This window comes from Acidobacteriota bacterium (assembly GCA_003696075.1).
In the GTDB taxonomy this organism is placed as follows: domain Bacteria; phylum Acidobacteriota; class Polarisedimenticolia; order J045; family J045; genus J045.
Genome location: RFHH01000037.1, coordinates 1 through 12,381, shown reverse-complemented (window position 1 = coordinate 12,381; position 12,381 = coordinate 1). Strand labels below are relative to the sequence as shown.

The window sequence follows — 12,381 nt, the reverse complement described above, 5'->3', positions numbered from 1 at the left end:
GCGACGACGATCAGGTTTTCGCCCCAGCCGGCAGGGAGGATCGGCCGGGCCAGGCCCACGGCGAGCATCGTCGGCAGGCAGAACAGCGCGTACTGCGGGAGGACGGGAAGGCGCGGGAACCAAGGCATGTCCCAGATCCCGTCGGAGAAGACGCGCTCGATGGAGAAGCCCGACTGCCGCGTGAGCTCCAGCCACTCCGGCGGATCGAGCAGCGAGACGTGCGTTTCGTCGAGCAGCGCGTACCACTGGTCGCCGCGGAAGCGGCGCGACGGCGAGGTCGTGTCGGGAACGGAGTAGAGAAGGCGTCCGGTCGGGCTCAGCAGGCCGCGGATCCGCTCGAGGGCGCGCTGGGGCTGCGGCAGGTGCTCGAGAACGTACTTGGCGAGCACCAGGTCGAACCCGCCCCCCGCCACCTCCTCCGGCAGCTCGCCGAGCAGATCGGCTTCGAAGACGCGGGAGCGGGGAGCGATCTCGCGAGCGCGGCCGACCGCGTATTCGGAGAGGTCGATCCCGAAGGTCTCGAACTCGCGCTCCAGCCGGGCGAGCGTGTAGCCGTGACCGCACCCCACCTCGAGCACGCGCCGGCCCCCCGCGCGGCGAAGCACCCGGCGCGCGAGCAGGGCATAGAAGCGCGCCGACCACCAGTGGATGCTGAAACGGCGCATCTCGTCGAGGCCGTACGCCTGCCGGTAGTACTCGCGTCCGTACGACTGCGGACCGGGTGCGGACCGGGACAAGCTCCCTCCTCCGGCGTCCGCGTTCCGCCGCGGCGCGAGCGCCCTTCGCGGCCGGGGCGGCGGCGCGCCGAGCGGCGGCCGGGACGCTAGCGCTGCCACAGGCCGTGCTGGACGCCGCCCTGGCCGTAGATCGCGAACGTGCCGAGACCGGGGATCTCCAGCGGAGGGTGCATCACCGTGGCGCCCTTCTCCACGGCCGCGGCGACGGCGGCCTCGATGTCCTCCACCAGCCAGTAGGGCCGGACCACCGGCGTCTCCGCCTCGTGCATCGGGGCGCGCACGCCGACCATCCCGCCTCCCGGAAGCTCGGCGGTCCGTGCGTTCCCGAGCCGCTCGTCCGGCGCGCCGAACGACACGCCGTGCGCCGCCTCGTAGGCGGCGCAGACCGCGTCGACATCCTCGGTCACGATCTCCAGGTACCAGATCCGCATCGTCCCCTCCGTCGAGTCGGCGCCGCCCCGCGCCCATAGAGTAGCGGCAAGGCCAGCCGCCCGTCGCTCGGAGGGCGGGCCGTTCCCCTCGACGTCCGGGCGGCCGGCCTGCAATCCCCGGGCGAAGGCTGCGGGTTTCGGGGAAAGCACAGGGAGCATCCCCTCCGGCGCGAGCGGCGTCGCGAGGAAGGGTTTTCCTCACCCGCCGCATTGCCGGCCCAGGGGATCACCTCCCCGGCGCGCCGGCGCGTCCCGGTTCCGCCCACGCCCTTTTCTTCCCGAGGTCATGTCCCGGGTTCGCATCGACGGGGATGCACCTCCCGCGGCTCCCGGCACCTCGGCCCTCGGGGCCGGTCCGGTGTGGCGGACCGGCGCGGCGCCGACCGGCGGCGCCGGTGCGGACCCCGTCCCGAACGGGGGAGCGCCCACGGTGGACCGCCACGCCGGCCGACCTGGCGGAGGTGCACCCTCAATGGTGCGAAACGCTCCGCAATCCGGTGGCAGATAGAGACTTCGGGCCGATCTCGCGGCCAAGCGGCCGCCCGTGGCCATAACCTCCGAGTGCTCAACGGCTTCGGTGCGAGAACGCACCATCGGGGATGCACCCTTCACACGGCGGGGAGCCGGGGGCGGACGGCGCCCGGGGTCACCCCGGTCCGCTCAGCTCTTCCCGAACGCCCCCGCGCGCGCCGCCTCGAGCACCTTGGCGAAGGCGGCGGCGACGTCTCCCATCGCCTCGGGGCCGGCGAGCAGGACGTCCTGCTTGATCCAGATCGTCGTCGCGCAGAGCTCCTCGCAGACCGGCAGCTCGTACTCGGCGAACGGCCGGGGGAACAGATCGGCGAAGCGGCCGCCGCCGGGGGCGGGGCGTTCGGCGAACCAGTCGAAAAACCCCTGCCGGTAGAGCGGGACCGTGTATCCGGGGTGAGCCGGGATGCCCTCCGCCCGGAGCGCCTCGACGATCTTCGCCTTCGGGACGGGGATCTCCTCCGGGTCGAGGCGAACCATGAAGATGTGGCAGCCGTGGGCCGTGACGCGGTCGTCCGGGTCCGGCAGCAGCAGCCCCGGGATCCCGGCGAGATCCCGCTCCAGCGCCGCGATCGCCTCGCGGCGGCGCCGCTGCTGGCCGGGCAGCCGCTCCAGCCCGGCGGACAGCAGCGCCGCCTGCAGTTCGGTCAGCCGGTAGTTGAGCCCTGGGAACGTGTGCTCGTACCAGGCGCCGCCGGGCCGGCGGCCGCAGTTGTGGTACGACCAGGCGCGCAGGTAGATCTCGTCGTCGTTGGTGAGGACGATGCCTCCCTCGCCCGCGGTGAGGTTCTTGCTCGACTGGAAGCTGAACGCCCCGGCGTCGCCGAGCGCGCCGACCGGCGTGCCTCGCCACGCCGCCGTCCACGCCTGCGCCGCGTCCTCGATCAGGCGCAGGCCGCGGCGCTCGGCGAGCTCCCGGAACGCATCCATGTCGGCGGGGCGGCCGCCGATGTGCACCGGCATGATCGCCGTCGTCTTCGAGGTGATCGCCGCCTCGGCCGAGCGCGGGTCGAGGTTGTGCGTGCCCCGCTCGACGTCGGCGAAGACGGGAATCGCGCCCACGGCGAGGATCGACAGCGCCGTGGCCATGAAGGTGTAGGGGCTGGTCACGACGTGGTCGCCGGGCTCGATCCCGCAGGCAACGAGCGCGATCTGGAGAGCGATCGTCCCGTTGCAGCAGGCGACGGCGTGCTTCGCGCGGTGCAAATCGGCGTAGGCCCGTTCGAACGCCGGCACGCGCTCGCCGCCGACCCCCCAGCGCCCCGACCGCAGCGCGTCGAGCAGGGCGCGCTCCTCCGGTTCGCCCCACACCGGCCATTCGGGCCAGGGAGCGCGGCGGACCGGCGCCCCCCCGAAGATCGCGAGCTTCCGTTCCACGAGGCCCTCCGGCTCCCGTCGCCCCCCGGCGGCGCTTCGCGAGGCATGATTGACCGCCGGCCGGGGCCGGGCAAGCCCCGGCGGCGGGAGGTGCCCGGTGGAGACCCCGCTGCCGCTCGTCGACGCCCACGCCCACCTCGCGGACGACTCGTTCGCGGCCGATCTGCCGGAGGTGCTCGCCCGCGCCCGCGCGGCCGGGGTGCGCCGCATCGTCTGCGTGGCGGAGACGCCCGCGGACAGCCGCCGCGTCCTCGAACTCGCCAAGCGGCATCCGCTGCTCGCGCCGGCGATCGGGCTCTACCCCTCGCACCTGGACGAGGAGCAGCTCGAGGAGATGACGGCGCTGATCCGCGGGCGCCGGGACGAGCTGATCGCGATCGGCGAGATCGGTCTCGACCGGTGGATCGTCAAGGACGAGGGGGGCCGCGCGCGGCAGCTCGCCTTCTTCCTGCGGCAGGTCGAGCTGGCGAGGGAGCTGGACCTGCCGGTCAACGTGCACAGCCGGAGCGCCGGGCGGCGCACCGTCGCCGCTCTCCGCGAGGCGGGGGCGCGGCGGGTGCTCCTCCACGCCTTCGACGGGCGTGCGGGAGCGGCGCTGGAAGGCGCCCGCGCGGGGTTCTTCTTCTCCATCCCTCCCTCGATCGTCCGCTCCCGGCAGAAGCAGAAGCTGGTGGCGGCCTTACCGCTCGAGAGCCTGCTGCTGGAGACCGACAGCCCGGTGCTCGGGCCCGACCCGGGCAGCCGGAACGAGCCGGCGAACGTCACCGTGGCGCTCGAGGAGATCGCGCGGATCAAGCGGATCTCCGAGGAAGAGGTCGCGCGCGCCACCACGCGCAACGCGCTCCGGCTCTTCGGAGAGCGCCTGCTCCCGCCCGGTTGACCGGGAGCGGCCTCCCCTGGTCTGATGGGCTGCGAACGGAGGTCCGACCGATGAGCACGCGCCGTTCGGAGCAAGAGAGGCGTGTCGCGGCCACCTGCCTGATCGTCTTCGCCTGTTTCCTGCTGGCGGTGGTCCTGTGGAACACGATCCAGTACAAGCTTCCCACCCGATACGACCTCAACGCCGAGTTCCTGGACAAGGCGAACGCTTCGAAATCGATCGGGATTTTCTTCTGCTACCTCGTCGTCAGCAGCCTGGGCTTCGCGGGGGTGGTCGGGCTCGTCCACACCTACGGGGTGAACATGGGCCTCTTCGCCGAGACGGTGCGCCTGGCGGCGACGGCCTACTTCGCGCTGAACTACTGGCTGTGGTCGGCCATCTGGATCGTCCAGCACCGCATCACGCTGCTGACGGAGACGCCGACGAACCCTCCCGATTGGCTGCTCCGGATCTTCGACGCCTCCGATGCGCTGTGGGCTCTCGCCGGATGGGGCTCGATCCCGCCGGGCATCCTCTTCAGCGGCGGCGTCGCCTGGCTGCTCCGCCGGAGCAGCCGGCTGATCCCCCGCCTCGCGGCGGGGATGTTCGCCGCCCTGGCGGCGCTCCAGCTTCTGTGGGTGATCTACAGCGGCCTGCGCGGCCTCCAGTTCTTCAACGTCGGCGGCTTCACGCTCCCCTACCTGATGGACGCCGCCCAGGCGCTCCTCCAGATCCTCGCCTATCTGTGCGCCGGGGTGGCGCTCTACCGCGAGAAGGGGATCTTCGTCCGCACCGCGCGCGCGGGGGGGCGCGGCTGACCGCCGCCCCGGCCCCGGGGCACGGGGAAGGCGGCTCCGGGGAGCCGCGCCGGCGGCGCGCGATCGCCGGCCCGCCGGTCCGCGATCCCTCTCGGCCCAGATCGAAGGGGCGCCGGCAACTCCGGGTCGCACAGCCCGCAGAGGGCCGGTGTGCACCGGCCGCGGCGCACCCGGGTACACTCGTGGCGGGGGCGACGTGACACGGGACGATCCCATCGGCGAGGCCTTGCGGCTTCTGGCGCGGGAGATCCGCCGCCGCGCCGAGCGGCATCCGGCGGCGCACCTGCCGCCGGGACGCGACGAACGCGTGGTGCTGCGCCTCCGGCTGCCGCTCGACGAGCGGGAGGGAGCGCTCGAGGAGGCGGCGGAGCGGGCGCGGTCGGAAATCGAGCGTTCGGTCGGGGCCACGATGAGCCGCCGGGCCGCGTTCCGGCCGGGGCACGTCTACTGCCTGCGGTGCGGGAGCGCTGATTGCGGCCACGGCACCCCGCAACGGGCGCGGGAGGTCTTCGCCGGATTCGGACCGACGGGGATGCCGCGCTTCGTCGACCTCGGCCAGTTCCTGCTGGAGCGGCACGACCCGAGGGTGGAACGCCTGTACGCGGGCGGGCGGGGCCTCGTGGCCGAGGTCGTGGGCGAGGCGGAGCTCACCTGGGACCTTCTGCCGAGCTTCCGCGACCGGGCCAACGGCTACCGGATCCACGGGCAGGTGGTCGCCGGGTGGTTCCGCGTGTCGGATGCGGCCGGCGTGCGGCAGCCGATCGCCGTCACCCTGCAGCTCGTCTCGACGCGCGCCGGCCGGCGTCGCCGCTACGCGCTCAACGCCATCGGGACCGGCCCCGACGGCGAGCCGCTGGACCGCCTCGGCGACCGGCTCGACAGTTTTCCGTGGAGCGGTCCGTTGCGCTGGGCTCAAGGGGTGCTCGACGGGGTGCGCGGGGCGGAACCCGACGGCGAGCTCTTCCGGAAGCGGATCGGGGGACTGCTCACCGCGCTCGCCCGGAGGCTCGAACGCGGCGAGCGGGCACGGGGCCGCCGCACCGCGCACGCCGAGGAACGGCACGGCTCCGGCGAGCGCCCGACGCGGCTCGCCTGCGCCGACCTGGCGCGGGCCGCCCCGGACGACATCCTCTTCGACGCGCGGCGGGGCACGCTGATCGTCCTCGGCGAGCGGGGGCGCGCCCACGTGTTCAACGAGGAAGGGCGCCTGGTGACCTCCGTGCGCTACCCGCCGGAGGCGATCGAGCGGAAGCGCGCGCGCGGCCTTTGGCGCCCGGCGAGCCGCGAGCAGATCGAGGCTCTGCGCGAGCAGGTCCGCTCCCCCTGAGCCCGCCCGGGGTGCGGGCTCGGCCGCGCCTCGCATCGCCCGTCCCACCGGCCCGCCGGCTCTTCGGTCGCGATTTCCGCCGCGGTAGACCGCGCCGGCCCGAAACGGGAGGTGCTTCCGCGGGGGGTGCGCGCCGGCACCCGACCCCGCGGGAAGCCGCGGCCTCGGCGGCCCGGTCCGGTCCCGGGGTCCGGCCGCCGAAGCCGCTGCCGCGACGGCGGGGCGGCCGTCCCGCCGCCCTCGGCCTCTCCCCACGTGGCCGCTCGCCGCGGAACCCGGCGGGGGCCCGCGGTCGCCCGCGGGCGCTCGCGGACCCATATTGGCCGGGGGTGGTGTCCGGGGTCCTCCGGGCGCCACCGGCCCGGCCCGCGCGCCGGGAGGGAGCCGCGCGGAAAGGCGCGCGGCGAGGGAGGCTCGATGTCGCGCACCAAGGATGCCGGGGCGGTCGGCGGCCGCGCCGCGGTCCCCGGATCGCTCCGCTCGGGGATACCGCTCCGGCCGGGAAGCCCCACCGTCCCGTTCGCCGGCCCCCAGCAGGGGTCGTTTGCCGGGGGAAGCTTCGTCGTCGACTCCGGGGGACACATCCTGGCGTTCGACCGCGCCATGGAGCGCCTGACCGGGTGGTCCACGTTCGAGGTCGTCGGCCGCCACAAGGACCTCGGTTTCTACGACAAGCCGGACGAGACCGGCGTCCGGCGGTACCGGGCACGGCCCCTGTTCGAGGGGAGCCTCCCCCGGGCCGAGCGGACGCTCTCCACGCGGCTGACGATGAACGCGCGGGACGGCAGCCAGTTCGAGGTCGAAGCGCTCGTCACCCCGCTCGGGCAGGACAGGCGGCGGTACGCCGTCGAGATCAAGCGGGTCCTCGCCCGCATCGCGGGCCCCGTGATCGCGCCGCCGGGAGACGGTGTGGACGCCGTCACCCGCCTTCCGGACGCCACGAAGTTCCACGAGCGGCTCCGCGAGGCGTTCGCGCGGGCCCGGCTGAGCGGCCAGCCGCTCGCCGTCCTCATCGTCGACATCGACGGCTACTCGCTGCTCGAGGGGAAGGTCGGCCAGGCGACGGGCAGCGACGTGCTGCGGCGGGCCGGCGGGATCCTGAGGGCGATGGTGCGGCAGGACGACATGGTCGCGCGGCTCGAGAAGGACCATTTCGGGATCATCCTCGAGGGAGCCGGACGCGGCGACGCGCGACTGGTTGGCGGGCGGATCCGGCAGACGGTCGAGCGCTTCAGCTTCGCCCGGGGAGACGGGGACGAGCTGCGCGTGACGGTGAGCATCGGCGCCGCCTGCTTCCCCGCCGACGGCGAGACCGCCGCGGAGCTGTTCCGGAGGGCCCAGGAAGCGCTGCGCGAGGCGAAGCGGCTCGGCCGCAACCGCGTCTGGTGCTACGTGCGGCGGCCGCGCGTCCCGCTGGCCACGCCCGTGTACTTCGACGGTCCCGCGGCCCAGGTCCTCGGCATGTCGCGCGATCTTTCGAACTCCGGACTGTTCGTGGAAACCAAGGATCTCCTTCCGGTGGGGCTGCGGCTCGGCCTGTCCTTCCACCTGCCGGGCGAGGCGGAGCCGGTGCGATGCGTGGGCCGCGTGGCCCGCACAGCCCCCGACGATCCGACCGGCCGGCCGGGCGGCTTGGGGATCGAGTTCGAGCGCTATGCCGGCGACGGGCGGAGGCGCATCGAGGCCTTCATCCACCGTTCGCTGAGCTGACGGGGTGGCCGGGCGGAATCAGCCGCGGCGCGCGGCCGCCCGCCGCGCGCCCCGCGGGCGGGAAGCGGCGCCGGCGAAGCGCTCCCGCTGGCGGCGGCGGCGCCACCCCTTTTTCGCCGCCTCCGAGCGCCGCCGACGCTCCGCCTCCTTCATGGCGAGGAACTTCTTCGCGTAGCGCTCGAGCTCGTCCATCGTCCGGAACTCGAGGTCGTGGCTCTCGTCGACAGCGAAGTAGTCGCACAGCGGCTCGTCCGGGTTCTCGAGCTTCTCCGGCATTCCGTAGTCGCGGCAGATCTGCGGCCGGCGGTCGTAGATCCGGCAGCTGTTGTCGGGTGCGAGATAGCGGCAGACGGCGTCGACCTGAAGGTACCACTCGCCGTCGTCCACCCAGATCCAGCTCTTGTCGTGGATCAGGTACCACTTGAGGGCGTCGAAATCCTCCTCGTCCTCCGGCTCGTCCAGCTCGAGCGCGAAATAGCGGCAGCACATCGCGCTGCACTCGTGACAGGGAGGACCGCCCGGCTGCTCGGGAACCGCGGCGCGCGGAAGCTTCCGTCTCGTCGCCATGGCGCGCATTCTAGCAGTCCCGAAGACGCGCGCCCGTCGCCGATCCTCGGGACGCCGTGCCGCGCCGGCGGGCGGCGCGCCGCCGGAGCGACCGCGGCTATGATTCCCGGCGGGAGGTGCGCATCGCGGGCCGGACGGCGGACGCACCGAAAGGTGCCATCGGGCGAGCCGGTTCCGCCGCCGTGCTCGGCGCCGCCGTTGCGCTGGCGGCGACGGCGGCTGCCGGGACGGCGGTCGATCTCGATCTGGTCGAGCACGCGCGCGCGGAGCGGGTCGTCTGGCCCGTGGTCTTCGAAGAGAAAGCTCCGGGCGCCTGTGAAGGCCTGAAGCCCGAGGATGTCGAGGTCGTCGAGAGCGGCGGAGGTCCCCTCCCCGTCGAGGCCATCGAACGCCGGCGGATGCCGACCGTCCACGCCGTGCTCGTCGACCTGAGCGAGAGCCACGCGCCGGTCGCCGACGCCGTGAAGCAAGCGCTCGCGCGTTACCTCGGCTGGGTGCGCGAGGGCGACGCGGTGCTGGTCGCGCATTTCGCCGACGAGCTGCACCTCGATCGGCCGCTCACACCGAAACAGGCCGGCGCCCCGCCCAGGCCCCCGCAGGACCTCGGGCTCGGGGGTCTGACGGCGCTGTGGGACGCGATCGACGAGACGCTCGCGTATCTCCGCGGCCTTCCCGAGCGGAAGGTGCTCCTGCTGATCAGCGACGGCTGCGAGAGCGCGAGCCTTTTGCGCGCGGCTTCCGGGGGGGACGACGAGCCGCTGCGCGCGGCGATCGACGCCACCCACGGGCTCGTGGCGTTCGCCATCGGGATCGACACGCCGGTGCGGTGCCAGGGCGTCTCGCCGCCGCTGCTCACGTCGCCGCGCGACTTTTTCTACGGGCTGGCGGAGCGGACCGGGGGCGACTTTTTCGATCTTCACTACCGCAACGATCCGGCGGCGTTCGGCCGCGAGCTCGACCAGGCGCTCGGCGAGATCGCGCGGAGGCTCGAGAACGAAGGAGCGGTGATCTACATCCCCCTCGCTGAAGAGGCCGGAGAGCGACCGCCCCGCGAGCGCCGGGTCGAGGTGCGGCTGTCGCGCGCGGCGCGGCGGCGCCTCGGGGGGCGATGCCATCTGCGCGCCGCCGTCGGACGCCGGCGGCCGCGGGGGCAAGGCGAGCCGACCGCCGGTGGGGAGCCGTTGCCGCTGACGGCGGAGGGTCTGGTCGACACCTCCCGTCTCGGCGCGTGGCACGCCGGATCGAGCTTTTCCTTCCCCCAGCCCCGCGCGGCCCGGATGATCGCCGAGCGATCCCTCGCCACCGGGCCTGACGGCGTACGGAAGTCCCCGCCGGCGAGGGCCGAACTCCGCTCCGGCGGGATCGTCCTTCACGCGCTCGATGTGACCGGCGATGTCGGGATGCTCGTCGCGCTCGGGAAGGAGGGCGGGCGCGCGCGGCTGGTCGAGCGCCGGAATCCCCAGGCGGCCGAACGAACCGTCCGCATCGCCGTGCCGCCGTTCGACCGGCTGCGATCCGAGATCTCCGCCCCCGAACTCGCCCTGCTCGCGCTGGCGCGGGAGCCCGAGGCGCCGGTGCTCGTGAACGGCAAGCTGCTGTTCGACCTGCGCCCGTGGATCGCGCGCGCACTGCTCGCCGTTCCCGGCTATCGCGAATGGGCCCTCGAGCGGCTGCGCGCGCGGCGGAGGAAGGAGATTGCTTTCCGCCTCGGTGGGCTGATCGGCCGGCTCGAGCGGGAGCGCGCCGCGGCGCTGCTCGACCGTCTCTCCCGCGATATCCCGCCGGGCCCGGTCCCCGCCGTCCTCGCCGACTGGCTCGGCGATCTCTCCGCCCGGGAGCTGGCCCGCCGCCTCGACGTCCGCGGCGCGAACCTCCTCCTCGTCCCCGGCCCGCCGGGGGCGAAGGCTCGGGATTGGGCCGAGCGCATCGAGCGCGCTTGGCCGCGCTTCGCGAGCTGGTTCGGGCCGGCGATCCGAACGCGCAGCGTCCTGCTGCCGATCCCGGTGATGGACCGGCGCCGCGAGCGGATCGGCTTTTTCCGCGTCTTCTTGCCGCACGAACCCGCCCGCGATGGATCTCTCGCCGACGCCTGGCCGCCACACCCGCTGGCGATCGACCTCGTGCGGCGGCTGGTGCGCCGGGCCGGCGAAGAGCTACGCGGCCGGGTGTGGGTCGCGTCGATGCGCGCCGGCCCGATCTCCGGCTTCGACCGCCGGAAGCTCCGCGGGCGGATCTGCCGCGCCGCCCGGGACGATCCCGCGCTGGCTGCCCTCTGCGACGCGCTGCCGGAGCGGCCGGTCGTCGCGCGCCTCGTGTTCGCCGACCGGCAGCGACCGGAGGGGCGCGCGGAGCTGGCGGCGCTGTACGACACGGCGAGAACGGGCGCGGAGGAGGCGGCCGAAAATGCGCCGGCGCTCCTGTGTGCGTGGCCACCGTCGGCCGTCTCCGGCGCGAGCGCGCGGGAAGCGTCGCTGGCCGCCCGCCTCGCCTCCTCGCTGCCGGAGGATCGGCCCCGCTGCCCTGCTGGATCGCTCTCGCCGTGAACGAGCGGTCGGCCGGCGCTGGAGTGGGCGGGCGCCGTTGATTCCAGAGATCAGCAATCGTATATGAATGGTGATCGGTCGAGTTCGCGCGAGTGAGCGGGGGAGGGGCCTCCGCAGAAGCCGGACGGTCGATCCCGACGCCGCGGCGCTCGCCGGGGAGGTGCCCCGTGCGGGTCCTCGCCTGGGTCATGTCATTCGTCTGCTCGCTGGCCACGGCGGCCATCGCCCAGTCGAGTGCCAGCTACCGCAACAGCGAGCACGTCCTCAACCTGGCGGGCCATCCCGCCGACTCAACCGATTTGTCGAGCGCCAGCTTCCACCTCACGCTCGACAGTCTCGGCGAGGCGGCGGTCCGCGCCTCGCTCGCGTCGAGTTCCTATCACCTCGACTCCGCCTTCGCCGCCGCCTATCCCCCGCCCAGCGAGGTGCATGGCGTGCGCTTCGCCGATCGAACGACGCTCGCCTGGGATCCCGAGCGTTCGGCCGGGAGCTACAACGCCTACCGCGACTCCCTCTCCGCGCTCCCGGGCGGCGGCTACGGTGCCTGTTGGCAGCCGGACCTGCCCGACACCCAGGTGAACGACCCCGCGTCACCGGCGCCGGGAAGCGGCTTTTTCTATCTCGTGACGGTCGAAAACAGGCTCCGCGAAGAGGGCACCAAGGGGACGGCCGCCTCGGGCGCCCCGCGGGACGGCAGCGCCTGCCCCTGACCCGCTTCGGGCTGCACCGGAGGAGATGACGATGTCTCGCTCGCAGTTCATGGCTCTTTCCGGCCGCCTCGCGGCGGCGCTCGTGCTGTCGGTCGCCGCCGCGCTCCCCGCCCTCCCGCAGGCGACGCCGCCGAGCGTGATCAACTACCAGGGCGTCCTGCGCGACGCCTCCGACAAGCCGCTCGACGGCAGCTACAACATGGTCTTTCGCTTCTGGTCGGCGGAGACGGGGGGCGACGAGATCCTCCTCGACCGGCATCTCGACATCAACGGCCAGGCGGTGACCGTCAGCGGCGGGCTCTTCTCCGTCGTGCTCGGCACGGGCGAGCTGCTCGACGGCTCCGGTCCGGGAACGTACGGCTCGCTGGCCGAGGTCTTCCGCGACTACGGCAACGTGTGGCTGGAGGTGCAGGTCGGTTCGGAGACGCTGTCGCCGCGGATCCGGGTGGCGGCGGCGGGCTACGCGCTCAATGCGTCGCACCTCGAAGGACATCCGGCCGGCCACTTCCTCGACACATCGTCAGCGGCCCAGACGAAGACCGGCCAGCTCACGGTCGACTCCGGTGGAACGTACGGCGTCGAGGCGTACGGAATGGGCGGTGGCGGCTATTTCAAGGACAAGGACGGGTCGGGATATGCCTTCGTCGGCTACGGCAACGACGGCATCAAAGCCTACGGCAGCCACGTCGGGGGCTACTTCGAGGACCTCGACGGCTCCGGATACGCCCTCGTCGCCGACGGCGACAACGGCATCAGCGCCTCCGGTAACGTCGT

At 73.5% G+C, this 12,381-nt stretch carries 11 protein-coding genes; 7 read left to right on the top strand and 4 right to left on the bottom strand.

The genetic code is table 11. From position 1 onward, the window contains the following. From D6718_02280 to D6718_02270, 3 genes are all read right to left on the bottom strand, one after another. Positions 1-737 (bottom strand): class I SAM-dependent methyltransferase (locus D6718_02280; protein ID RMG48215.1); only part of this gene is annotated, 737 nt, incomplete at its 3' end. Positions 738-823: 86 nt separating this feature from the next. Then, positions 824-1,168: a hydroxylase gene (locus tag D6718_02275; GenBank protein ID RMG48214.1), complete on the bottom strand. Its 345-nt coding sequence runs from the start codon at positions 1,166-1,168 to the stop codon at positions 824-826. Between the two features lie 660 nt (positions 1,169-1,828). Continuing rightward, positions 1,829-3,283, bottom strand: a complete 1,455-nt coding sequence (locus tag D6718_02270; protein RMG48217.1) for a DegT/DnrJ/EryC1/StrS family aminotransferase — start codon at positions 3,281-3,283, stop codon at positions 1,829-1,831. Between D6718_02270 and D6718_02265 the strand changes: the two genes are divergently transcribed. The 4 genes from D6718_02265 to D6718_02250 all read left to right on the top strand — a co-directional run bounded on the left by D6718_02265 (position 3,123) and on the right by D6718_02250 (position 7,787). Next, on the top strand, positions 3,123-3,953 hold the full coding sequence (locus tag D6718_02265; protein ID RMG48216.1) for a TatD family deoxyribonuclease: 831 nt from the start codon (positions 3,123-3,125) through the stop codon (positions 3,951-3,953). The two genes, D6718_02270 and D6718_02265, sit on opposite strands and share 161 nt — an antisense overlap. Before the next feature lie 50 nt (positions 3,954-4,003). Further along, positions 4,004-4,750 (top strand): hypothetical protein, encoded by a 747-nt coding sequence (locus tag D6718_02260; protein ID RMG48213.1) that lies wholly within the window; start codon positions 4,004-4,006, stop codon positions 4,748-4,750. A gap of 196 nt (positions 4,751-4,946) precedes the next feature. Further along, positions 4,947-6,077: a hypothetical protein gene (locus D6718_02255; protein RMG48212.1), complete on the top strand. Its 1,131-nt coding sequence runs from the start codon at positions 4,947-4,949 to the stop codon at positions 6,075-6,077. A 417-nt stretch (positions 6,078-6,494) separates the two neighbouring features. Then, complete coding sequence (locus D6718_02250; protein RMG48211.1) at positions 6,495-7,787, top strand: diguanylate cyclase; 1,293 nt, start codon at positions 6,495-6,497, stop codon at positions 7,785-7,787. An 18-nt stretch (positions 7,788-7,805) separates the two neighbouring features. Here D6718_02250 and D6718_02245 read toward each other — a convergent pair whose 3' ends face one another. Further along, positions 7,806-8,363 carry a hypothetical protein gene (locus tag D6718_02245; protein ID RMG48210.1) on the bottom strand — a complete coding sequence of 186 codons (558 nt, stop codon included), beginning with the start codon at positions 8,361-8,363 and terminating at the stop codon, positions 7,806-7,808. A gap of 47 nt (positions 8,364-8,410) precedes the next feature. On the opposite strand from D6718_02245, the gene D6718_02240 reads away from it, so the two are divergent. From D6718_02240 to D6718_02230, 3 genes are all read left to right on the top strand, one after another. Beyond that, the gene (locus tag D6718_02240; GenBank protein RMG48209.1) at positions 8,411-10,897 is read left to right on the top strand and encodes a hypothetical protein; all 2,487 of its coding nucleotides are present in this window, start codon (positions 8,411-8,413) and stop codon (positions 10,895-10,897) included. 167 nt (positions 10,898-11,064) lie between these two features. Next, positions 11,065-11,607, top strand: a complete 543-nt coding sequence (locus D6718_02235; protein ID RMG48208.1) for a hypothetical protein — start codon at positions 11,065-11,067, stop codon at positions 11,605-11,607. A 31-nt stretch (positions 11,608-11,638) separates the two neighbouring features. Further along, positions 11,639-12,381: hypothetical protein (locus D6718_02230; GenBank protein RMG48207.1), on the top strand; the 743-nt coding region annotated here is incomplete at its 3' end.